Below are 22,687 nucleotides of genomic sequence, written 5' to 3' on the forward strand. Positions count from 1 at the left end.
CATCAATAACACCCGCAATCAGTCCCAAGTGGTCCAAGTTCTCGATCTGCAAGGGGGCGATCCTAACTCGTCTCCCTCAGCTTATCCCCACTCCCTTTAATTCCCAGAGCAACCTGCGGAATGTCGGGACAAGTGCTATTCATCTGCTGCTTAACTTTGGAGAATTGGCATCAACAATTCCATGAAGATTCTGCATGCATCAATTTGACCAAATCGATCCGAATCATTCCGAATCATCTAGTTCAGTCTGATCAATCGACCTGTGACGCTGGCCTATTTCTCGATAGGCCACACGGCACCGCCGCAACAGCGAGGCTCCACTCATGGGCCACTCCTTAAGGCAGCAACCTGAACTTAAGCCTGCATTATCTTTACTATCAGCAAGACAAAAGGATGAAGCCCCAAGTCAATATCGTCAATCACAACCGACTTTTCATGACAGGTGTACTGTTTCCTGCATTAATCTTAAATTTCTAACAGAAACTATTGGCAATCTCATCGCTGAGACAATCTCAAGAAGGAAGAGACCGTCCTCTTCTAAACAAGTGATTTTGGTTGCAATGGATACTTAAACAAGTCACTGCTGTAACTTCTCAGTAAGTTAGGCAACGATAGAATGTAAACAGCGCTACAGTAGCTTGCTTGCTCCGACGCAACAACTCGTTATTCATTTGATTCACGAGATAGGAACTCTCCCTCATTCGACATAGAAAAGGAGCCCAAACTCAAGGACTAGACTACGTCATATGGCACTTGCGTAATTTTACAGGCATTATTATTTCTCGAGCAGTGTCCGATACTTCGTTGAGAAATTTAAACAATTGTAGATATATTGCTGAATCTCCCATCCAAACAGTGATGAATATAGATAGAACTAGAGATATCACTCAACGACTCGGTATTGCTCTCATCCAATGATCATCCAAAACAGGTCTAATCTGTTGCGATTGATACCCCAATGTTTGAGTTGATTGACTACCCTGAGACAGATCGAACTGTAACAAATTCCTAACAGGGCGATCGCACTAAAAAGTAGCTAAGATAGTCTTTAGTCTCCACAAGTAAAATAATGAACTCTGGGGCTTCTGGTTAGAATACTGGTTGCAAGCTACAATTTGAAAATGAGAAATGTTAAAAAAAAATAAACAAAGCCGTCTAGAATTAAGTGTGGTGATTGGGAGACAAGCATGTTTATACGCCTTGCAAAGCAACACCGGCAGTTCGTTCAGGATCTCGTGATGAACCTGCAAGCTTTGGCCATTGTGCTGGAGCGCCAAGGTTACCTGGCATCCTGCTATACCTGCGGTGGTCAAATGAATAGCGCCTCATTCATGGTCAGTTTGGCGGAGAACCATCTCATCCGATTTCTGGTGTCTGATTATGGAATCACCTGGACTGAGATGCGGGATGATCGCGAACTCATGAAGCTAGAAGGAGCAGAAGCAATTAGCCAGCTTCAAGAGCTAGCGAACTTGGTTAAGTTTCAGATCAAGCCTTCCGAGCAAAATCTAACCCTAGCGAACACCTAGATACCGCTTGAGCGACATCTCAGAATTTGAAGCCCAATTGGCAAAATGCGCCAATTAGTTCTGCTGAGTGAGCTTTTTCCCAAATGCAGCAATTTCAAGCCTGCGGCTGCCCCCACTAACGCTACTCGCTGGGGACAGGACATATTGCTCAACTCAAGTTAGGTTGGTAGAAATTTATTTTGATGATTTCTACCAGGAGAGGACCGCAGAGTTGCTGAGTACCGACGCAATCACCCCTGTTCATGAGGGAGATCTGATTTTGAGGCTGCTTTTAGCAGTTGGGGCTGGAGCTGGGGTTGGCTGGGAGCGCGAATCGGGGCATAAACCAGCCGGATTGAGAACCCATATGCTCGTTAGCTTGGGTGCAGCCATGTTTGTCTTGGCAGGGTTGCAAATGGGCCTCAATAGCACCAACTTTGACGTCGCTGCCCGAATTATTCAAGGAATTGTAACCGGAATTGGTTTTTTGGGTGCTGGTGAAATTTTTTCGAAGCGCCACTCTGACTCAGGAGAAATCAAGATCCGAGGGTTGACCTCGGCAGCGGCTATCTGGGTTTCGTCATCGTTAGGAATTGCCGCCGCCTGTGGTTTTTGGGTGTTGTGCCTTGCAGGAACTTTTCTATGCATCATTATCCTGTGGGGTGTGAAAAAGATTGAGTAGTGCTTACACCGTAATTGGGTCTTTCCCGGGTGTTAGCGACTGCTGAGGACAATGTCGTAGACCGAGAGCATAATTTCAACCACAATCAGCACAACAACGTACCACTCCACGCGCAAGCTACTGTTGTGCTGAAGTAGGTCTAATACGGTTTCTGCGGTGTTGGAGATGAGACCTAACTTGCGCTCTAATGCGGTGTGGCGCTCTCGAATTTCATATTCGTTTTCTAATCGCTGGTAGAGTCGCTCTAGCGTTGGCGAGTCCCACAAAAGCTCTGGTTTGTCGATAATTTCAACTCGGCCAACGATTTTGTGCTGAATTGCAACCGTCGTGCCCAATTGTCGCAGCAGCTCTTTCCCCGCGCGATCATTTTTGGTGGTTCGCTGCAAGCTCGCTGCAAATGGCTCAATTTGATCAAATACATTGGCAGTTCCACTTTCGTACTGCGCTAAAACCACACTTTTGGCTAAGACATCTGCAACAATTTGCAAGCGCTCCAACGTAAATTCCTGTAGGCGAATGATGCCGTTATCAACTTGGCCTGCTCCAACTGGATCCAGCTTAAGTGTTGCTTCTTCTGTCTCAGGCGTGTCAAACGGTTCAATAATTAATGGCTTGAGATAGCTTAGAAAAGATGCTTCTTCAATTGGTTCTAGGCCAAATAGAACCGCTGCTCCATAGCCAAACAAAACGGCACAACCATTTTCGCCTGCAGGAACCACAATCGGTTCTCTTGCTAGAACGTTTGTATTTTCTAGGGTGCCACAGTCCAGGCACTCTCCTAGAAACATGGCACGAACCCTAACGGCACTTTTGTCTACAAAGAGTAGGTTTTCCATGAAGAGTAGGTTTTCCATAAGTCAATGATGATGGGTTTGCACGGTTACACACGATGCAAACAGCTACTCAACAGCTTGCCAGCAAGCAAACAGGCTCCAAAATGTAGGCGTGACAAAAGATCCGGCGTAGGTTGAGGATAACAGGAGTAGAAACCTCATAGGTGTTGCAAAAATTGGCGGTGCGCCCTGTTTCGACACAAGGTGAAAGACATGCTGATGTTTGATGAACCAAACACGTTAGCAGGTAAGTAGAATCAGCGTCTTAGGATTTTCTTAGCCTTAGTTTAACCCTGGACTGGCTGTCTTGATGGTTTGCAAGATTACTAGGCTGGGTCTTAAAGAGGATGAGGGATGAGGTTGGTGTAGGTTTGCTAGTTGAACAGGAGCCAGACTCCTACGAGTGCTAGTACAACACCGCCTAGCGCTCGATAGCTGATGCGATCGCCCATCATGACGGCAAATGGCAGCACAAACAAGGGACTGATGGAACCGAGCGCTTGAGCGATGCCTGCTTCAGTATGCTTTAGGGCTGTTTGTTGCAACCAAACGGCAAGATAGGTGCCAAAGAAGGCCACGCCCACTAATGTTGCTAGAAACCGGGGCGATCGCACCCATTTCAGCTCGTACCGACGATGCGGCTGTCGAGCCAGCAGCAACAACAATACGCTAACCCCTGCCACCAGCCGCAACAGACTACTCCACAAGGGACTAACTGTGGTATCGGCCAAAGCCGCTCGTGACAAGACCGCCCCACTGGCTTGTCCGCAGGCGGCAATCAAGCCGAGCCCAATGCCCAACCAGGGGTTTGCAATGGGTTGCTGTGAGGGATGGGCACGCTCGACTACTACCCAAGCGACCCCAGCGATTGTCAAGATAATTCCAAACCAGGCGATTGCACTGAGCTGCTCTTGCAAAAAAATGAGGGCAATGAAGGCGGCCAACGGCGGAGCTAGCGCCTCCATCAGCAGGGCACGACGCGGTCCCAGCTCGTTGATACATCCAAAGAAGGCGGTATCGCCGATGCCAATCCCAACAGCACCACTCAGCAACAGAAGTAGCACAGGCGTAGAAGACGCTTCTGGCAAGCCGACGCCTTGGATGCCGAGAGTGAGCAGCAGCATGGCGATCGCAATGCCACTCTTGGCAACGTTGAGGATCAGCGGTGACAACCGTTGCCCCAAGTGCAAAAACACGACCGACGCGATCGCCCAAATGAACGCGGCACTAAGAGCCGCAATTTCACCTTGAAATTGACCGAATATCACCATATAGATCTCAAGATTGATCGGCATACGAGCCGATGAATGACACTCATGCAGGCAGACTGACGCAGTTGAATCCATGGCTGGGGGCTGGGGCTCATGACCCTAACCCACTTCGGTAAGATTTACCTGAACGTCATCCATCCTGATAGTTACCCAAGGTTACAAATTGCGCTTTTGCAAGAGCTGGGCTGTTTGGGCCAAGGGAACCAACCCATTGGCGCACAAAATTCCAGATGCGACCACAGCCGGAACGCCAATTCCGGGCATGGTACTATCTCCAACCCGATACAGCCCTGAAATGGGAGTGCTTGGTGCAGGAAACATTCCTTGCTTTGCTGCGATTGCTGGGCCATAGGTGCCCTGATATCGACGCAGGTAGTGGGCATGGGTGAGCGGGGTGCCCACCAGTTCTACAACGATGCGATCGCGCACATCGGGAATCACCCGCTCCACCGCACGATATAACGACTGAGCCCGTGTGTGCTTGCGTTGGGCATAGGTTTCGTCGCGCTGCCAGCCCTCGTAGGGTTCCAGGGTGTAAGCATGGATAACGTGGTGCCCCGCCGGAGCCAACGCCTTGTCCCATACCGTTGGAATCGAGATCATACAGGTATTTCCAGGCTCTGTGAGGTCGCGATCGCCATCATGCAACACCACATGATGCCCCGTCAAAGACTCCAGCCCATCCGCCCGAATTCCTAAATGCAGATGCATAAAGCTGTCAATTGCTGGTGTATTTACTGCCGCTTGACGATAGGGAGTCGGCAAATCCTGAGGGTTCAGTAAGTAGGTATAGGTGTCCCAAACTGTGGCATTGGAAATGACGATCTCGGCAGTGAGTTCTTCTCCCGAGCGCAGGCGCACACCTGTAGCTCTTCCCTGCTGCACCAAAATTTGCTCAACCGGCGTATTGAGTCGTAATTGCCCACCCCACTTGGTGAGGCCGCGCACCAACGCCTGCACGATCGCCTCACTCCCACCGATGGGATAGTCTATCACCGAGCGCGATCGCTCTCCCAACATAAAGCTAACCTCCGGCGCAACGGTTCCCTCGGCCTTCAACCCCGACAGCAAAAAACATTCCAAATCCACCAACCGTCGCACAAATGGATCGCGTACATGAGCGTTCAGCACATCCCCAACCGACCCCTGAATCAAGCCCAGATGGGGCAGCAGCTTTGCCACCGCCCAGGGATACCGACTCAGCAGCATCCACGCCAGTTGCCAGTCGGCCCGCAGCGCCAACACCGGAATATTCCCCAAGGCTTGATAAAGATCCAACATGGGGCGCTCAAAGTTGGCGTATTCTTGGGCACCTTGAGGGCTTACTTGGGCGATCGCTGCTTTGTATTGATCAGAATTTCCAAAAATTGGCAGAATTCCTTCCGGAAAGTAGTAGTGACCCAGCGGATTATAGGGAATAGCCTCCACAAATTCTTCCAGCACATCCAACACCTGTCGTAGCGGATTCAAGGATGTGCGATCGCTCAAACCACAATAAAACGACGGTCCCGTATCAAACCGAAACCCTCTTCGTTCAAATCCATGAGCTGCCCCACCGGGTAATGCATGGCTTTCACACACCAGCACCCGTCGCCCGTAGCGAGCCAGCATCGCCCCAGCCGTCAACCCGCCAAACCCACTACCCACAACAATTACATCAAAATCCATTCCATCCATCCAACGCTGCAACACCAGCTCTTAAGTGAGAACTCAAAACCCTCAAACGATTATCAGTCGAGCCATGAGCTCATTACCGAGGTTCCCACAGATGTAGGCAAATGTAGGTCTTGCCCCCCAAGCAAACCACCTCCATCCCGCAAACTTGGGTTGAAAGATATCCCAGCAACAATGATTGAGTTTTAAGAAAGATTTAAGAAGAAACGTTGCGAAACATGAGATCTTATCCAATTCTTCATTTTTTCAAGAAAAAAAGCTATTAATGGAAAATATTGACCAAAACCTTATAAATAATCAGCCAAAAGGTAGTTAAGAATCAGCCAAAAGGCCGCTAGATTAGACGCATCTTAAGAATTTTTTCGGGTCATATCCGAGTTTTAACGATATATTCTAAGTAGAAATACTGTAGTCACGAGCATGGGCATTTTCCTCAAGCTAATTGGTACAACGTTGGTGATGGGTCTTCAACTTGCGGCCATCCAGGCAAGTGTTGCTGTCGCCCTACCATTGGCACAGCCCAACTCCGAATCCATGGGTGTGGATTCTGTCGCTGCACTTAACACCCTATCGGTACCGCCTCAAGGGCTCCAGAACTCTTCACCGCCCTACAGTCCTCCGGTAGAGGGTGGCCCTGGCAATACTCAGGGCTCGGGCACACGATAGTTTTTCTCAAGTGTTTGATTCGATTTTGGCTCCATTCGATCACTTCATTTTTTGATGAGCGTGAGCCTTTTTAAGAATTAGAGGAGTCAGGCATTAGGTCGGATTTCCACCACTGCTGATTTTTTACTAGCGTGTGGGCCTTCCACTCTGCTTGGGTTGTGGGGTAGTCTGTGCGGTAGTGTCCGCCTCGGCTTTCTTCTCGAAACAGCGCGCTGGTGAGAATGAGATAGGCGACATCTAGCAAGTTGCGGGTTTCTGCCCATTGGCGCAAATCCAATGCCAAATACGGCGTTTCAATGACGCGCTGGGCGAGGGGAGCGGTTTTGAGTAACTGGCTCATGGGCCACGTTTGGGCTTCGGCTTGCCAGATTTTTACCTGGGCGATCGCCGCATTCATTGCGGTGCGATCGCGGCAGATACCAGCACTCAACCACATTAGTTGAGCAAGCGCTTCGCGACAGTGTGCAGCCCACTGCTGCTGGGCCCGCCAAAGTGCTTCATCTTGGCTTAACAAAGGGACTTCTTGATCTAGGGATTGTACGGAGAGGTGGGATGAACTTGCTACAGATTGGGATGTGGGTAACTCTAAATGCTTAAAAGCAGCCCCAAACACAATGCACTCTAATAGCGAGTTGCTAGCCAAACGATTGGCTCCATGAACTCCGGTGCTGGCCGTTTCGCCAACCGCATACAAATTGGGAATGGTCGTACGGCTAGCCGTATCGGTTAAGATGCCACCCATCCAGTAATGGGCTGCTGGCGCAACCGGAATGGGTTCTTTGAACACATCAATGCCCCAGCGTTGGCAGACTTGAATGATATTTGGGAACCGATGCTGAGCGATCGCTGGATCAATGGGTCGCATATCTAACCACACATGGGCCTCGGGGTCATGGGCGTAGTGCTTTTGCAAATGAGTGTAAATTGCACGACTGACCACATCGCGAGGAGCCAACTCTCCATCGGGATGGTAATCAAACGCAAAGCGATCGCCCTTGGCATCAATTAAGTGAGCCCCTTCCCCCCGCACTGCTTCGCTAATCAAGAATCGAGGGGCTCCGGGTTTGGTGAGTGCAGTTGGGTGAAACTGCACAAATTCCAGATCGCGCAGCGTTGCCCCTACTCGCCATGCCATCGCCACGCCATCGCCCGTGCTAAGGGCAGGGTTGGTCGTTTGCGCAAACACATGACCACCGCCACCTGTAGCTAAAATGACCGCCGCCGCTGGCAACCAGTGAATTTGATGCTGATAGGCAAGCACAACGCCTTTGCAGGCAGATTGATCCGGCTGCATCCAAAGATCCAGCACCACTCCTTGAATCACTTGAATATTGGGCCGAGCCAACACTTGCTCAGCCAAAATCGTCACCACAGCCCGTCCTGTTGTGTCGGCGGCGTGAAGCACGCGTCGGCGAGAGTGGGCGGCCTCTAGGGTCATCGCTAAGGTGTCCCCATGTTGGTCAAAGGCCACTCCCATATCTACCAAGCTACGAATGCACTCAGGTGCTTGTTGAACGAGCACTTCAACCGCATCGCGATCGCACAATCCAGCACCCGCTTTGAGCGTATCTTGAATATGCAGCTCGGCAGAGTCTTCAGGGGCGATCGCTGCGGCAATTCCCCCCTGTGCCCAGTCACTGGCCGACAGCGACAGTGGCTCTTTTGTGATTAACCCTACTTGGTAATGGCTGGGTAGACATAGCGCTGCATACAACCCCGCAGCACCCCCTCCTACAACAACGACATCAAACGGCTTTGGACTCATGAGCTCAGACACGTGCTTTTGACCTGCTAACTTACAGTGCCTACCGACTCGCTGCGACATGCAGTTGAGTCTGTTACACGAAGTACAGCACCCATTCCATCTCGCATTTGTCCCGCAAATAGGCAACAGCCCCTAGCGATCGCTAAGGGCTGAACCATCGTATATCGATTTCAACTTCAACCTAACGATAAATACCGTTGTTGATGCGATCGGCTCCTTCCGTCAGAGCATCGACCGGATCGGAAACCGTGAACTTCTCCAGGTTTGCCTTTAACACATCAATTTGGCGTTCGGTTAAACCGTCAATTTTCAAGATGTCTTCTACGTCGTCGTAGGGAGCATTCTTTAAGATGACGCGAGCAAGCGTGGGATACAGCCCTGGATACTGCATAAACGCTCGAACATTCGTATTGTTCAGGTCAATCTTTTGCCCAAACTCAGTGCTGAGCTTGTCATCCATCACATTGCGGTAATCTGCAGCCAATACAGGAGCAGCCATCAACGACGCACCTGTCAAATGAGCAGCCACTGCAGGCTGAGAGATGCCAAACCATCCCCAACTGCCCACCAACATTCCCAAAAACATCAATAAACCAGCGAGTCGCTTCATTGGTCGAATCCCTTCCAACTCCATTACTCCAACAACTTGGGCGAAGATAATAGCCCGGATAAACACAGCAGCAAGAAACGTCTGACCAAACCATCAGTTTGTTGCTACTTAGAGCCTACCATTTCCCGGTCGGAGTTCTGCCGTTTGGTATCGATGATTTCCTCAAACCCCGATCAAACGCATAGAATGCTTCTGACGCAAGTTACGGAGGGCCAGCGCCAATCTTGAGGAAGCGATCTAGATCTCCAAATGACCCGGCATAGGTCACCGTGGGGGAATCGTACCCTTTTAGGTTTACAGCGTACTGTTTAAACAAATTTGGGTTGGATATTGAGGCAGCTAGGTACTCATACGCCGTTTCGCCCAATGCCACATCCATCCCAATTTGCTTAGTGGCAGATTCTAGGCGGAACGCGGCGTTGACCGTATCTCCCAAAGCCGTGTAGTCTGGGCGATCGCCCGTTCCTGTATTGCCTACCATCGCGTAACCCGTATTTAGCCCAGCCCCCACGCGCAGAGGGAATGGCAACGGATAGCGCTCATGCAAACGGCTGGTCATTTTATGCAAGGCACTCAACGCTTGGGCAATTCGCATCATTTCCTCATGGTCTACCCCTTGGGCTCCATGAATCCACACAGCCATGATGGCATCGCCAATGTATTTATCGACCCAACTGCCGTACTCGCGAATAATATCGCCTGCACAGCGGAACCAAGTGCCAATTGCCTCTGACAGAATTTTTTCGTCAATTTGACGAGTCATCACGGTAAAGTCACGAATATCAACCACCAGCACCGAAATGAGACGGCGAACATGCAGGGTGGCCGTTGCTGTAAATTCTTGTGAGTCTGCCCCAATGGACGAATCGCTTGGCAAACCTGCATCGGGCGAATGAAACTCTAACTCTGTTTGCCCAAATGTGAGGCGATCGCCGTTATGAAGCGTTACCGGTACGCTCACACGTCGGCCATTGACAAACGAACCATTGCGGCTACCCAAATCGATCAGGTAGAACTCACCTGACTCCATGCGCTGCAACATCGCATGGTTACGAGAAATCCATCGGTCGGGCAGCACAAGATTGTTCTCGTCTCCTCGACCAACCGTCCAGCAATTGCTGTTCGTTAGAGAAAGATAACGATCGCCAGACTCAGTTCGTAGGATCAGATGAGGAACAGGCTGTGGTGCAGTCACTGCGAACCAAGAAACCACTGTATTTGTCTCTGTACGAGTTACCCCAGCACACCCAGAGTGGCCAGTGTAAAACCAAGGGCGGGGTGCTTGCTCTGTCCGCTTGTAGAAAGCGCGCAGAAGCCAACACATTATAGAGTGCCCCAAAACCTCTGTTTCAACCTTGTTCTGAAATATGAGTCTTCACAACAAGCCACAAAGGCGGTTCTCTGGATATCCCACTAACAATTTAGCCCAGGATTTTGAAGGCGCCTATCCTTTATTGAGGAAAAAGCTTAAGCCAATACAGCAGCCAGCCAGAATAAGCCATCCACCAAAATGGTGCTGAGTACAGCGCCACCAAACGCCCACCAGTGCAACTGACGGTAGCACAAAGGCGCAAACCCAATAGCAAATAAGACGCTCAGCAGCACTACTGCATACGAAGCGCCCCGAGGAGTTTGCATTTCGACTAAGGCGCTATGAAAAATAGGCCGCACCATTGAGACATCTGCCTGCATGAGCTTGCGCCAGTAGGGGATCAAGTTCATCAGGTAAAAGTACAAGTCCGTGACAGCGGTGCCAAATAAAGATCCTAGGTAGAACCAATTGCCAACTTTGCCTTGCTGGCGATAGAGCCAATAAATCGCAAAGGGTAGACCGATCGCTTCAATCGGTAGATGGACCAAAGGTTCCCACCGAAACCAGCCCCAATAAATTGCGCCGGTGAGCCAGGTCCAATTAAAGCCCATGAGCAGGTCGCCCCAAATGGCGAGCCGGGGTTGTTTGATCAGGGCTTTGGCGAGCCAAAATAAGCAGGGGGTAATGGCCAAGCTAAGCCAGGGGAGCGATCGCACCAGTGGAGCCTGTACAAATACAGGAACCGACACCAGGACAAAGGCCCCCGCAAAGACTAGCCAGCGATCGCGCACCGAAGGGAGGATTTCAGGCGTTTCAATCGATGTATCTAGAACGGTGACTGACTCATAAGCTGGGGCATCCTGCGATTTGTCAGTAGCCACAGGGGCAGATGAAGAAGAGCTTGTATAAGAGATCAAGGTTGATTAATTAGTAAAGGCTAATCATTCTAATTTAGTTTACTTTATTTAACACTGTTCCTCCTGTCTCTCTGGTATTACACCGCACTAAGTTAATGCAGAAATCCGCATTAGATATCGCTTTGACACAGAAAGACGAACTCAACTGCGTTCCTACAAACGCCTCAGCACTTATTCACCTTTTCTTAACACTGCGTCACAAATCAGCGGATCAAGATTCGGCAAAAATTTCTCGTGAGAGAGACAGCGACATAAGAAATTGATGTTTTTCTCAGCTTTGTTCTTGGTGGGGTCTAGATCAGTGGGTAGAATACGGTGGGTTTACGCCGTTACCAAACAAACCGTGGGGTAAATCAGCAATTTACCTGGAGGACACCTATGGACTGCACAGCTCTCACGCAGAGTTGGCTCATGAGCCATATCTTCTTGCCCAGCGGCCTAGCCCAAGTTCAAGAACCTGCGGCTGCCAGCTCTGGAATAGGGCTCCGAACTGTTTTCGAAGCCTTTGTTTTAGGGATTGTTCAGGGGATTACCGAGTTTCTACCCATTAGCAGCACTGCTCACCTGCTAATTTTTACGAAAGTGCTGGGTTGGCAAACCGTTGGCCAAAAGTTTTTTGTTGACTCGATTCAATTTGGCAGTGTCATTGCGGTTGTTCTGTACTTTTGGTCCGATCTTCGTCAAATTGGCGTTGGCTCTTGGCAGGCTTTTCAGAACAAAGACTGGGACAGCGAGGCGTGGAAAATTTTTGTTGGCATTTGTATCGGCAGTCTACCTGCGCTGATTGTGGGCTTTTTGCTCAGAAACACGTTGCCTGAGAGCCCACTCGTCATTGCGATTGTCTCGATTGGGATGTCTCTGCTGCTGGGCTTGGCCGAACGAATGGGTAACCGCAAGCGGGGATTTGATTCTCTCACCGTGTTGGATGGACTGTTGGTGGGGTTGGGGCAAACGATCGCCCTATTTCCTGGTGCCTCTCGTTCTGGTTCTACCCTGACCACGGGCCTGTTTTTAGGCTTAAATCGCGAAACCGCCGCGCGGTTCTCATTTTTGTTGGGGCTTCCCACATTGACCATCGCCACAATTTATCAAGCACGGCTGGCGTTTTCCACTCCCAGTAATGTGCTGGTCTTACTTGTCGGCATTGTGTCTACATTTATCTTCTCTTATCTATCCATTGCATGGCTGTTGCGCTTTTTGCAGCGTCAAAGTACGTGGGTGTTTGTGTGGTATCGCCTCGCATTTGGGGTGACGATTTTGGCAGCGCTTGCCACAAATCTCATGCAAAACGTTTAGATAGAAAAGGAGCATTTCTTACCCAAGGGTTGAGGTTCGGTTCATGAGTGAGGTGGCAGTTCGCCCAGCACACATTGTTGGGGTGGTTCCGGGTTCTATTGCTGAGGAAGTTGGCTTTGAACCGGGCGATCGCCTTGTGTCGATTAATGGCGATCGCCCACGCGACCTAATCGACTATCGGTTTCTCTGTGCCGACGAAGTGCTAGAGCTGGAAGTTTTGGGGAAGGACAACAAAACCTACACCATTGAAATTGAGAAAGACTACGACGAAGACCTGGGCCTAGAGTTTGAGTCGGCCCTGTTTGACGGGTTAATTCAATGCAATAATCGCTGCCCTTTTTGCTTTATTGACCAGCAGCCACCGGGCAAGCGCGAAAGTTTGTACTTTAAAGATGACGACTACCGCCTTAGCTTTTTATACGGCAGCTACCTAACGCTGACCAACCTTACCCAGCGCGAGTGGGATCGCATTGCCCAAATGCGCCTGTCGCCCCTATTTGTTTCGGTTCACGCCACGGAACCAGAGGTGCGATCGCGCCTGCTGAAAAATCCCCGTGCGGCCAAAATTTTGGAAAACTTGGCCTGGTTTGAGTCTCAGCGTTTGCAGATTCACGCTCAGGTGGTGGTGTGTCCTGGCATTAACGATGGCGCCCATTTGGAGCGCACGCTACTCGATTTGGCTCAGTTTCACAAAAGAGACACCCCTGCTGTGATCTCAGCGGCGGTGGTTCCCGTTGGCTTGACGCGGTTTCGCCCAATGGAAGATGAGCTGATCCCCGTATCGCGCGAAAAGGCCCAGGAAGTGATTGCTCAGGTGCAGACCCTTCAAGCCAAGTTTCAAGCTCAGTTGGGATCGACGTTTGCGTGGCTGGCCGACGAGTGGTTTTTGTTGGCGGGCGTCGATTTGCCCTCCGAGGCGCACTACGAAGACTATCCACAAATTGGCAACGGCGTTGGGTCAATTCAGCTCTTTTTGCGTGAGTTTGATGCGGCGGCAGAGGCATTGCCCCAGCGCATTTCCCCTCAGAAATCCCTCACCTGGGTGGTCGGAAATGCCGTTGAACGAGCCTTTCAGCCGATTGTCCAACGGCTAAACCAGGTCGAGGGCTTGGATGTGCAGATGGTGGCGCTGGCCAGCGAGTACTGGGGGCAAACGATGACGGTTACCGGATTGCTAACTGGGCAAGATTTGCTGCGATCGCTCTCTCACCGGGATGTGGGCGATGCGATTTTGTTGCCGTCGCTGATGCTCAAGCACGACGACACATGCTTTTTGGACGACATGACTGTGGAGCAGCTAGAGGCCGAGCTAAATGTTCCTATTTGGATTGTGCGCGATGTGGACGAGTTGGTAGAACGCTGCGCCGAACCTGCTGCCGACCTCGTTGTCGAGCCTGTGACCGAACCTGTGACCGAGCCTGCTGTAGAATCGGCAATCGGCTTGAATCAACAACGGTTTGAACACGCTTAACGTGCGGCAAAACAACGTAAACGTTGCCAGAGATTTCGGCAGAGGGGATGGGAACACTGGAGAAGGTTAGGGCAGCGATCGCAGCGAAACAGGGGCTCTATCGGTAGCATCCGACATGCAAGTCTATCAATCTGTCAATCTGCATCTGGGTTGCCATAGCCGCATTGCTACACATTAGGGCGTACCCCACGCACTGGTGTACCGCGAAACAGAGGGATTTGGATGCTAATCGGCGGGCGCTACGAAACACTCCGAGAATTGGGACGAGGCGGGTTTGGCAAAACCTACCTTGCAGAAGACACCTATCGTCGAGGTGCCCCCAAATGCGTCGTCAAAAAATTTCAGCCATCGGCTAAGGTGCCCTCCATTTTGGACAAGGCCCGACTTATTTTTGAGGCGGAGGTTAAGCAGCAATATGAACTGGGCAAGTTAGAGTCCTTTCCCAAGCTGTACGACCATTTGGAACAGGGGGGCGATTTTTATCTGGTGCAAGAAATGATTGACGGGCACGATCTCCGCCAGTCGTTTACCCTGGGCGATCGCTGGGATGAGAAAGATGCGATTGCACTCTTGCGCGACGTGTTGGAAATTTTGGTTCACACACACGATCGCCATATCATTCATCAAGATTTAAAGCCCCAAAACTTGATTCGCCGCTGGACCGACAAACGATTGTTGCTGTTGGACTTTGGCGGACTCAAATCGATTCGGCACTTGGGCTTGGGAGCCGACGGCGCGATCGCCATTACCCAGCCGTTGGGTACACCGGGCTATATGCCTAAAGAGCAACTGGCAGGCCAACCTCAGCTCAGCAGCGATATTTATGCGCTCGGCGTCATGATGATTCAGGGATTGACGGGTTACTCGCCCAACCAGTTGCCACGCAATCCCAAAACCCAGGTGATTGAATGGCGAGACTTGGCTGTGGTTAGCCATTCCACTGCCGAAATTTTGCAAAAGATGATTGCCCCCGAATTGGGCGATCGCTTTTCAACGGCTGCCGACGTGTTGGCAGAACTGCCCGCACCCACTCCCACCAAACCCGTCTCTGTTGAGGACTTAGCTAGCTTTTTGCAAGGGCCAGAGTTGCCCACCTACGGCCTGATTATTGAACCCAAATTTGACGTTGCCCGCGACTTTTCGGAAGGGCTGGCCGCCGTTGTAATGAGCGATCGCCTTGGTTACATCAACCCCGCAGGCGAGTTTGAGATTCCACCCATGTTCCGGTTTGACACCATCAGCCTGTATCAAGAAGGGGCTTACCAGTTTTCGGAAGGCTTGGCGCGGGTGGCGATCAACCATCAATGGGGCTACATCAACAACTTGGGCAAGCTGATGATTCCGCCCAAGTTCGACAGTGCCGAGAATTTTGTCGATGGGCTGGCGCGGGTTGAGCTATCCCACAAGTTTGGCTATATTGATGCGCGCGGTGGGTTTGTCATTTATCCCGAATATGAAAGCGCAGCCTACGCCTTTCGAGAAGAAATGGCAGGGGTTGAAATTGACCATCGCTATGGCTACATCAACAAACGCGGACTGGTGGTGATTATGCCTCAGTTTGACAGCGCTGACGAGTTTCACGAGGGGCTGGCCCGCATTACGCTCAACGATAAATATGGATTTATCAACAAGTTGGGCAAGGTGGTGATTCCGGCTCAGTTTGATGTGGCACACTCCTTTAGCGAAGGGCTGGCGCGGGTGCGGGTCAACGGTCGCTATGGGTATATCGATGCGTTTGGCAATTTGGCGATCGCCCCCCAGTTTGACGATACTTTTAGCTTTACCGAGGGGTTTGCCCTCATTCGCAACGACCAACAGTACGGATTCATTAACCTCAAGGGTGACTTAGTAATTCCCCTCAAATTTGCTGATGCCTACCCCTTTTCGGGCGGGATGGCTGCTGTCAAAGCAGGCGATCGCTGGGGCTTTATCAATAAACTGGGGGAATATGTGGTGCCGCCTCAGTTCGATGAGGCTTGCTCGTTTCATGAAGGGCGAGCCGCAGTGCGGGTTGGCGATCGCTGGGGCTATTTGGGAGCCACGGGAGCCACCCATGCGTAAATTGACCAAGGTGCGTCTCAAAATCTCTGTGCTGGCTAACTCTCAAGCCGAATCACACCGCAGCCAATGCGATCGCCCGCGTTGCCCGTGGGCTGCACATACACGTCCATCTTTTCATGCACGATAACGGCTCGGTTGGCGATCGCATGCGCTCCCTCTGTGAGTCGCAATCCTGGAATCTCCTGCTGATACGTGCCCGAGCCACCCAAACCAATCACAAGATTGCCCAAATCTCCGGCGTGCGCATTGGCAAACCCATCCGTCACCAGCTTGCCATGCTTCACCCCATCGGGATTGTAGTGTCCGCCTGCCGCTTTGCCGCCATCCTCACAACGCTCCCCCTCGTGGATGTGAAAGCCGTGAAACCCCACGGGTGCATTGGCCACCTGAGCCCGAATGATCAGCCCCGTCTCCGTTTCGGTAAACGTTGCCTGTCCACTCAGCGCTCCATTACCTGTATCGTGAATGTCTGCCGTTGCCATCGTTGCCGCCAACGCCTGCCCCTGCACCCCCAGATACAAAAACAGCAGCAATCCCAAAATTGTAATCACCGAAACACTCTTTGCCACTCGACGCCACACGCTCATTGCCCACCACCCCTAAATGACTGAACAGTTAAACCTCGTTAACCTGTTGCCGTTATTCTAGGCCGTTCCCCCGCCTTGTTGACTCCTCTAAAGATGCAATTTATTTTGCAGGGCTGGATCGAACCTCATGGGGGATTTCGTACCGGGCTGCGGTAAGCTGATAAATGGCCCAAAGCCGGAATCTGCTTAATATTCCGCTGTTTTCTGAAATAATCCTTTACAAATGGTTGCAAGTCCTCCCCGTTCCATCCGCATTGGTTCACGCAAAAGCCAGTTGGCGCTTGTGCAAACTCACTGGGTGCAAGCAGAACTGCAAAAAGCCTTTCCCGATCGCATGTTCGAAGTACACACCATGAGCACCCAGGGCGACAAGATTTTGGATGTCGCACTCGCAAAAATTGGCGACAAGGGCCTCTTCACCAAAGAGCTTGAAGTTGGCATGCTCAGCGGCGACATTGACTTTGCGGTGCATTCCCTCAAAGACTTGCCAACCCGCCTCCCCGAAGGTTTGATTTTGGGCTGTGTCACAGAACGCGAAGACCCTGCCGATGCCCTGGTTGTTCACGAAAAGTATAAGGATAAGCAGTTAGATACCTTGCCTGAGGGTGCCGTTGTTGGAACCTCTTCACTGCGGCGTTTGGCTCAACTTCGCCATCACTACCCCCACCTCACCTTTAAGGATGTGCGCGGCAACCTAAACACTCGCTTGGCCAAGCTGGATGCAGGTGAGTACGATGCGCTCATTCTTGCGGTAGCGGGTTTGCATCGACTGGGCATGGGCGATCGCATTCATCAAGCAATCCCCACCGACATTTCGCTCCATGCTGTGGGTCAAGGCGCACTGGGCATCGAATGCCGCGCCGATGATCCTGAAATCCTAAATGTGCTCAAAGTTTTGGAACATAAGCCCACGGCCTACCGCTGTTATGCCGAGCGATCCTTCCTCCGTGAGCTAGAAGGCGGCTGCCAAGTGCCAATTGGTGTGAGCACCACCATCGAAGGCGACGCACTCACCCTTAAAGGGATTGTTGCTAGCCTGGATGGCCAAAACCTGGTGCAGGGAACTGTCTCTGGCCCCACCGAAACCGCAGAACAGCTGGGAATCGACCTTGCCAACCAGCTCAAAGCTCAGGGCGCGCAAACAATTTTGGATGAAATCTTCGCGACCATTCAGCGCAGCTAACGTTCCCAAGCTGTTCCGCCCTCTCCTCTGGATGAAGATACAAAAAGGTCTTGCAGCGATAGCACTGCGAGGCTTTTTTGTGGTGAAATGGCGATCGCCACTGTTTGAAATAGTCAGGGCTGACGTAGTTGAATGATTTTTTCGGATGAAGTGCGTAAGGCCTAATAATTTTTCTGCATATTTCTGGCTGATATCTCTGGCTGCAAGAGTACCGCACGCATCAGGTTTTGAAGTTTTGAACAAGGTTCCCAAACTTGCTAGCCGAAAGTGCATCGTACCCGCTATACCAATATGAAAGCGATTTTGGATTCTGCAGGGCTGAAGCAATTCGACCAATCTTAATCTTGAGGCCATCAATTTCATTAGACTGAGCCCTCGAAAATTATCCAACCCCTTCAAGATTTTGCGCGACGTGCTTTAGTCCTGAAAACACAGCATCTCTATCCAGGCTTGTGCATATGGCCCAGTACAAAATGGCTAAATTGCTCACCTCACTCGTGGTTGCGGTGGGTTTTGCGGTAGGTCTGGAGTGGTATTGGCGGCAGCAAGGTTTGGTTGCAACGCAAGATCTTGTTGAGACGGTGCTTGCCCATGTATCCGCATCGACCTCATCGGCAGAGATCATTCCCAGCAGTGCCGAGCTCCTCTTCTTCAGCGATTTCAGCGAGGGTAGTGCAGCAACCTGGGGTCGCGAACAGGGCGCGAGCCATCAGTTTCGGGTTGAAAATGGCGCGGCCCGGTTCGAGCTGCGTCGCAATGATCCAATCGCCTCGCGGGGGAGACGGGTGGAATATCATACCTATCACCTCAATACGCTGTCTGGGCCGCATTGGTATTCGTTCAGGCTGTTGCTGCCTTCGGATTATGAGCGAGACCCGAGCCAGGAACACATTGCCCAATGGCAAGGGCCAGTCAACGGTCGCTGGACTTCGCCCAATATGGCACTTGTCACCCGAGATGGAAATTTGGTGCTAGAGGGGGCCTGGTTTCGCGATCGCGACGCTAAGCGGGTTGAGCGTACTACCTATTGGCGGCAACCCTACGAAACCGGACGCTGGGTTGAGTTCATCTTCTACGTCAATTTTTCCGAGGATGACGATGGATTTGTAAAAGTGTGGAAGGACGGAGAACAAATTGTTGATTTTGCTGGCAAAACCGGCGATCCCTACCGCGACTCTGTTGGCTTAAAAATTGGAATTTATAAGCAAGATTGGGCCAGAGGCGAGTATTCCACCACGCATACCCGAGTTTTGTATTACGACGATGTGAAAATCCTCAAAGATTGAGACTCCCCAGTTGGAGGTCTCCAATTCTGGAGCCAGAACATAAAATCCGCAGCTTTTCTACCTCATATTCCTGGATTTTTTTAGAAGAGTTGCACGGAAACAGGACCGAAACTTGATAGCCTTGATTAGACCAGCTTGCTGGTTGACACCGCTATTGGGATCAACTACCACATGCGAATTCTATTTGTTGGGGCAGAAGCCGCACCCATCGCCAAGGTGGGCGGCATGGGAGATGTCATTGGAGCCCTGCCCAAAGTGTTGAGACAAATGGGACACGATGTGCGCGTGTTTCTTCCCTATTACGGAACATTGGTAGGGAAAGTCACCGTTCCAGATGAGCCCGTGTGGACGGGCAGCGCCATGTTCCAGGAATTTCAGGTTTATGAAACGACCCTGCCTGGAACCGACGTGCCGCTGTACTTGTTTGGTCATCCAGCGTTTTCGCCCAAGCGTATTTATGGTGGTGAAGATGAGAGCTGGCGGTTCACCCTGTTTGCCAATGGCGCAGCCGAGTTTGCCTGGAATTATTGGAAGCCCAACGTGGTGCACTGTCACGACTGGCATACGGGCATGATTCCGGTGTGGATGCATCAGTCGCCAGATATTGCCTCTGTGTTTACGATTCACAACCTGGCCTATCAGGGGCCATCGCGGGCTCAGCTTGAGCAGATGACCTGGTGTCCCTGGTATATGCAAGGTCACAACACCATGGCGGCAGCAGTGCAATATGCCGAGGCTGTGACGACGGTATCGCCTACCTATGCGCAGCAAATCCAAACGAAGGAGTATGGCGAACGGATTGAGGGTCTGCTGTCGTTTATTGGCGGCAAGGTCTCTGGGATTTTGAACGGCATCGATCGCGATGTGTTTGATCCGGCGACTGATGCAAATTTGGTGCAAAATTTTACGGTGGAAACGCTAGAACAACGGGCGTTGAACAAGCGATCGCTCCAAGAGGATGTTGGGCTGGAAATTAACCCCAATGCCTTTTTGCTGGGCATGGTGTCGCGTCTGGTTGAGCAAAAGGGGCTGGATCTGTTAATTCAAGCGATGGATCGGTTCATTGCCTATACCGATGCACAGCTGATTGTGTTGGGAACGGGCGATCGCTACTACGAAACAGAACTGTGGCAAATTGCATCTCGCCACCCAGGCCGGGTTGCTGTGTACCTCATGCACAGCGAACTCATTGCCCGCCGCATTTATGGCGGTACCGATGCCTTTATCATGCCGTCTCGCTTTGAGCCCTGCGGCATTAGCCAAATGATTGCCCTGCGGTATGGCTGTATTCCCATTGTGCGGCGCACAGGCGGATTAGTGGATACCGTCTTCCACCACGAGCCCATGCAAAAAACAGGAACAGGCTACTGCTTCGATCGCTACGAACCGCTGGACTTTTACACCTGTATGGTGCGGGCCTGGGAAGGTTTCCGCTACAAGGATCATTGGTTGGCCTTGCAGCAGCGGGCTATGCAGCAGGACTTTGGCTGGGATAAGTCTGCCCAACAGTACATTCAGCTTTATCACCAAATTACAGGGTTGCCGACCCAGACCGAGATCATTCAACCAGAACTCGCCAAGTCTTAATTCATGATCTAAAACTAACTGAACGGGGTGTGGTTACCGTAGCGCTGCCACCCCTGACCCATCAAAAGGAGGCCCATCATGACCAATTCCGGCATGCAAACCTGTCCCCTGTGCAAGGTCAAGATTATTGCAGGAGGCGTGTTGGGCGATCGCGTCATCTTTTCGATGGGGCCTCCAGGAACCCGCACCAGCTTGTGGAATAAAGTCTGCAAATTCACCGAAAGACCCGGCTGCATTAACCGCGACCCATCTGCCAAGACGTATGGATGAAAAGCCAACTTTGGCTTCACGGTTGGTTAGCTGGCCTGTTTGAAGGGCACTATCAGCGGATTCCGCACTTCCTTCAACGCATCCAAGAATGCGTAAACGGCTGGGGTGTGCAGCGCATTGGGCATGGTAACCGCTCGAATCACTCGCTCCAGCGGTATGGGCAGGCGACGCACTTGAATGCGCGGGGGCAAGGGTTCTGCGGCCAAGCGCGCCATTACCGAAATGCCCAAGCCCCGCATCACCATGCCAATGATGGTGGAATCTTCATTAATGGTGTAGGCCGCGCGCAGGGGTTGCTTGACCGAGGCAAAGTGACTGCGAATCAGAATCGAGCAGTAGTCTGTATCGGGCGGCATGATGAGCGGGTACTGGGCAATTTCATCCCATGTGATGGGATCGGACGCTTTGGCATCGGGCGGTAGCAGCACCACATACTCATCGCGAAACAGCTCCCACATGTCGAACTCTAGCGATGGGGGCAGGCAAATAATGCCGATGTCGGCGTTGCCTTTGCGCAGGGCAATTTCGATCCCGTCGTCGCCGCGACACTCGGCCAACGATACATTGATGGCTGGAAATCGGGTGCGAAACTTGGCAATGACTTCGGGGAGCACATGCGTTGCTACGCTGCGAAAGGAGGCAATTCGCACATCGCCACCTTCTAGCCCTTTGGACAGGCTGGCTTCGCGGCTCATGTCATCCAGCAGGTTGAGCATGTGGTGAGCATGGCACAGCATGCGATCGCCCACCGGAGTTAGGGTGGCTCCATGCCGACCACGCGAAAACAACACAACTCCCAATTCGTCTTCCAAACTGGCGATCGCATGGCTTACGGCAGATTGGGAAATGCCGAGTTGCAGACCAGCCTCGCTAAAGTTGCCCGCTGCCGCGACCGCCACAAAGGCCCGCAATTGAGAGAGTTTGATATGGTCTCGGTTCATGGCGTTCACCCTCCCGATACGCTGTTTTGATTCTCCCTTATGTTTTATGGAATGAATCGGCATCGATCTATGAATTTTTTTCATGAAAACAATTCATAGATTCTTTTGAATGATGCGATCGCACTGAGTACATTGAAAGCATCAACCCAATCGCTTGCTGCCGCAACCTCATCTTTTCACTCGTTAGCAAGCTCAGCTTTTACCACACATTCAATCAGGAGAAGTTCTATGAGAACCCCTTCCGAGTATTGGGGCGAGCGTCGCATGTCTTCCAGGCTAGACGCAACCCCAACCCCCTCCCAAGCGATGAGCAAAGCGAGCCAATGGCTAAGCAAATTTTCGCAAACGATGGTGACCCGCCTTGCCGGAACCCAAGAACCTCAAATCTCACAAAAACGCGATCGCAATGGTGGGGTTAGCTGGGTGGTATACGACCCACTCACGAGCGAGACGCTTTACTTTAGCTCAGAGGCAGAGGTACGGATGTGGTTAGAGCAACGATACCAGTTCTAAATCTGGTCTTATCGTTTCTAACCATGGGTGGAGGATGGTCTAGCCATGTAGAATACGATCCCTGATTTCCTCCTCGTCTTGAATATGAGATTGCTTGCGATCGCTCAGACTGAATCTGCCTTTCGTGTAAAACCCTTGATCTGCTGCCCAGATACTCCGGCACGCATCAAGGGTTTTCGCATAGGTGAGCCTCCTAGCGATGCCCAACAATCACTGCACCCATGGCCGTTGGAGAACGACCGACCCATGGGTGT

20 protein-coding genes are annotated in these 22,687 nt (G+C 51.5%); 11 read left to right on the top strand and 9 right to left on the bottom strand.

The genetic code is table 11. The features are described 5' to 3' along the window. Positions 1-1,187 precede the first annotated feature (1,187 nt). Entirely contained in the window at positions 1,188-1,529 is a 342-nt protein-coding gene (locus ACQ4M4_RS16710) for a DUF1815 family protein (protein ID WP_430685577.1), read from the top strand. Positions 1,530-1,740: 211 nt separating this feature from the next. Then, positions 1,741-2,190, top strand: a complete 450-nt coding sequence (locus ACQ4M4_RS16715) for an MgtC/SapB family protein (RefSeq protein ID WP_430685578.1) — start codon at positions 1,741-1,743, stop codon at positions 2,188-2,190. 32 nt (positions 2,191-2,222) lie between these two features. Here the strand turns inward: ACQ4M4_RS16715 and ACQ4M4_RS16720 are convergent, their stop codons facing one another. The 3 genes from ACQ4M4_RS16720 to ACQ4M4_RS16730 form a co-directional block, all read right to left on the bottom strand. Beyond that, entirely contained in the window at positions 2,223-3,026 is an 804-nt protein-coding gene (locus ACQ4M4_RS16720) for an RMD1 family protein (protein WP_430685579.1), read from the bottom strand. Positions 3,027-3,397: 371 nt separating this feature from the next. Then, positions 3,398-4,318: a DMT family transporter gene (locus ACQ4M4_RS16725; protein WP_430685580.1), complete on the bottom strand. Its 921-nt coding sequence runs from the start codon at positions 4,316-4,318 to the stop codon at positions 3,398-3,400. Between the two features lie 132 nt (positions 4,319-4,450). Then, positions 4,451-5,962 carry a phytoene desaturase family protein gene (locus ACQ4M4_RS16730; protein ID WP_430685581.1) on the bottom strand — a complete coding sequence of 504 codons (1,512 nt, stop codon included), beginning with the start codon at positions 5,960-5,962 and terminating at the stop codon, positions 4,451-4,453. A 426-nt stretch (positions 5,963-6,388) separates the two neighbouring features. On the opposite strand from ACQ4M4_RS16730, the gene ACQ4M4_RS16735 reads away from it, so the two are divergent. Further along, complete coding sequence (locus tag ACQ4M4_RS16735; RefSeq protein WP_430685582.1) at positions 6,389-6,634, top strand: hypothetical protein; 246 nt, start codon at positions 6,389-6,391, stop codon at positions 6,632-6,634. Between the two features lie 70 nt (positions 6,635-6,704). Here ACQ4M4_RS16735 and nadB read toward each other — a convergent pair whose 3' ends face one another. The 4 genes from nadB to ACQ4M4_RS16755 form a co-directional block, all read right to left on the bottom strand. Continuing rightward, on the bottom strand, positions 6,705-8,399 hold the full coding sequence (gene nadB / locus ACQ4M4_RS16740) for an L-aspartate oxidase (RefSeq protein WP_430685583.1): 1,695 nt from the start codon (positions 8,397-8,399) through the stop codon (positions 6,705-6,707). Between the two features lie 181 nt (positions 8,400-8,580). Further along, on the bottom strand, positions 8,581-9,009 hold the full coding sequence (gene psbU, locus ACQ4M4_RS16745; protein WP_430685584.1) for a photosystem II complex extrinsic protein PsbU: 429 nt from the start codon (positions 9,007-9,009) through the stop codon (positions 8,581-8,583). Positions 9,010-9,211: 202 nt separating this feature from the next. Next, positions 9,212-10,204, bottom strand: coding sequence for an FHA domain-containing protein (locus ACQ4M4_RS16750; RefSeq protein WP_430685585.1), 993 nt, complete (start codon positions 10,202-10,204; stop codon positions 9,212-9,214). 272 nt (positions 10,205-10,476) lie between these two features. After that, positions 10,477-11,202 carry a DUF3120 domain-containing protein gene (locus ACQ4M4_RS16755; protein WP_430685586.1) on the bottom strand — a complete coding sequence of 242 codons (726 nt, stop codon included), beginning with the start codon at positions 11,200-11,202 and terminating at the stop codon, positions 10,477-10,479. A gap of 414 nt (positions 11,203-11,616) precedes the next feature. On the opposite strand from ACQ4M4_RS16755, the gene ACQ4M4_RS16760 reads away from it, so the two are divergent. The 3 genes from ACQ4M4_RS16760 (at position 11,617) to ACQ4M4_RS16770 (ending at position 16,066) form a co-directional block, all read left to right on the top strand. Beyond that, a complete protein-coding gene (locus ACQ4M4_RS16760) occupies positions 11,617-12,534 on the top strand; it encodes an undecaprenyl-diphosphate phosphatase (RefSeq protein WP_430685587.1) in 918 nt (305 codons plus the stop codon). A gap of 43 nt (positions 12,535-12,577) precedes the next feature. Next, positions 12,578-14,005: a TIGR03279 family radical SAM protein gene (locus ACQ4M4_RS16765; RefSeq protein ID WP_430685588.1), complete on the top strand. Its 1,428-nt coding sequence runs from the start codon at positions 12,578-12,580 to the stop codon at positions 14,003-14,005. Positions 14,006-14,227: 222 nt separating this feature from the next. Then, a complete protein-coding gene (locus ACQ4M4_RS16770) occupies positions 14,228-16,066 on the top strand; it encodes a WG repeat-containing protein (protein ID WP_430685589.1) in 1,839 nt (612 codons plus the stop codon). 35 nt (positions 16,067-16,101) lie between these two features. Here ACQ4M4_RS16770 and ACQ4M4_RS16775 read toward each other — a convergent pair whose 3' ends face one another. Beyond that, complete coding sequence (locus ACQ4M4_RS16775; protein ID WP_430685590.1) at positions 16,102-16,653, bottom strand: superoxide dismutase family protein; 552 nt, start codon at positions 16,651-16,653, stop codon at positions 16,102-16,104. A gap of 223 nt (positions 16,654-16,876) precedes the next feature. On the opposite strand from ACQ4M4_RS16775, the gene hemC reads away from it, so the two are divergent. The 4 genes from hemC to ACQ4M4_RS16795 all read left to right on the top strand — a co-directional run bounded on the left by hemC (position 16,877) and on the right by ACQ4M4_RS16795 (position 20,979). After that, a complete protein-coding gene (gene hemC / locus ACQ4M4_RS16780; RefSeq protein ID WP_430685591.1) occupies positions 16,877-17,836 on the top strand; it encodes a hydroxymethylbilane synthase in 960 nt (319 codons plus the stop codon). Positions 17,837-18,294: 458 nt separating this feature from the next. Next, positions 18,295-19,122 (top strand): polysaccharide lyase, encoded by an 828-nt coding sequence (locus tag ACQ4M4_RS16785; RefSeq protein WP_430685592.1) that lies wholly within the window; start codon positions 18,295-18,297, stop codon positions 19,120-19,122. A 171-nt stretch (positions 19,123-19,293) separates the two neighbouring features. After that, complete coding sequence (gene glgA, locus ACQ4M4_RS16790) at positions 19,294-20,709, top strand: glycogen synthase GlgA (RefSeq protein WP_430685593.1); 1,416 nt, start codon at positions 19,294-19,296, stop codon at positions 20,707-20,709. Positions 20,710-20,787: 78 nt separating this feature from the next. Beyond that, entirely contained in the window at positions 20,788-20,979 is a 192-nt protein-coding gene (locus ACQ4M4_RS16795) for a hypothetical protein (RefSeq protein WP_430685594.1), read from the top strand. Between the two features lie 26 nt (positions 20,980-21,005). Here the strand turns inward: ACQ4M4_RS16795 and ACQ4M4_RS16800 are convergent, their stop codons facing one another. Then, positions 21,006-21,920 (bottom strand): LysR family transcriptional regulator, encoded by a 915-nt coding sequence (locus ACQ4M4_RS16800; RefSeq protein WP_430685595.1) that lies wholly within the window; start codon positions 21,918-21,920, stop codon positions 21,006-21,008. A 228-nt stretch (positions 21,921-22,148) separates the two neighbouring features. Here ACQ4M4_RS16800 and ACQ4M4_RS16805 point away from each other — a divergent pair, with 228 nt between their 5' ends. Further along, positions 22,149-22,433, top strand: a complete 285-nt coding sequence (locus ACQ4M4_RS16805; protein WP_430685596.1) for a hypothetical protein — start codon at positions 22,149-22,151, stop codon at positions 22,431-22,433. The last annotated feature ends 254 nt before the right edge of the window (positions 22,434-22,687 follow it).

Source organism: Leptolyngbya sp. AN02str (assembly GCF_050565595.1).
Lineage (GTDB): Bacteria > Cyanobacteriota > Cyanobacteriia > Elainellales > Elainellaceae > Kaiparowitsia.

Coding starts and splice junctions, on each gene's coding strand:
- ACQ4M4_RS16775 (WP_430685590.1), bottom strand. CDS start 16,653: ATGAGCGTGTGGCGTCGAGTGGCAAAGAGTGTTTCGGTGATTACAATT.
- hemC (WP_430685591.1), top strand. CDS start 16,877: ATGGTTGCAAGTCCTCCCCGTTCCATCCGCATTGGTTCACGCAAAAGC.
- ACQ4M4_RS16770 (WP_430685589.1), top strand. CDS start 14,228: ATGCTAATCGGCGGGCGCTACGAAACACTCCGAGAATTGGGACGAGGC.
- ACQ4M4_RS16800 (WP_430685595.1), bottom strand. CDS start 21,920: ATGAACCGAGACCATATCAAACTCTCTCAATTGCGGGCCTTTGTGGCG.
- ACQ4M4_RS16805 (WP_430685596.1), top strand. CDS start 22,149: ATGAGAACCCCTTCCGAGTATTGGGGCGAGCGTCGCATGTCTTCCAGG.
- ACQ4M4_RS16710 (WP_430685577.1), top strand. CDS start 1,188: ATGTTTATACGCCTTGCAAAGCAACACCGGCAGTTCGTTCAGGATCTC.
- psbU (WP_430685584.1), bottom strand. CDS start 9,009: ATGAAGCGACTCGCTGGTTTATTGATGTTTTTGGGAATGTTGGTGGGC.
- ACQ4M4_RS16785 (WP_430685592.1), top strand. CDS start 18,295: ATGGCCCAGTACAAAATGGCTAAATTGCTCACCTCACTCGTGGTTGCG.
- ACQ4M4_RS16760 (WP_430685587.1), top strand. CDS start 11,617: ATGGACTGCACAGCTCTCACGCAGAGTTGGCTCATGAGCCATATCTTC.
- glgA (WP_430685593.1), top strand. CDS start 19,294: ATGCGAATTCTATTTGTTGGGGCAGAAGCCGCACCCATCGCCAAGGTG.
- ACQ4M4_RS16720 (WP_430685579.1), bottom strand. CDS start 3,026: ATGGAAAACCTACTCTTTGTAGACAAAAGTGCCGTTAGGGTTCGTGCC.
- ACQ4M4_RS16765 (WP_430685588.1), top strand. CDS start 12,578: ATGAGTGAGGTGGCAGTTCGCCCAGCACACATTGTTGGGGTGGTTCCG.
- nadB (WP_430685583.1), bottom strand. CDS start 8,399: ATGAGTCCAAAGCCGTTTGATGTCGTTGTTGTAGGAGGGGGTGCTGCG.
- ACQ4M4_RS16795 (WP_430685594.1), top strand. CDS start 20,788: ATGACCAATTCCGGCATGCAAACCTGTCCCCTGTGCAAGGTCAAGATT.
- ACQ4M4_RS16725 (WP_430685580.1), bottom strand. CDS start 4,318: ATGCCGATCAATCTTGAGATCTATATGGTGATATTCGGTCAATTTCAA.
- ACQ4M4_RS16735 (WP_430685582.1), top strand. CDS start 6,389: ATGGGCATTTTCCTCAAGCTAATTGGTACAACGTTGGTGATGGGTCTT.
- ACQ4M4_RS16730 (WP_430685581.1), bottom strand. CDS start 5,962: ATGGATTTTGATGTAATTGTTGTGGGTAGTGGGTTTGGCGGGTTGACG.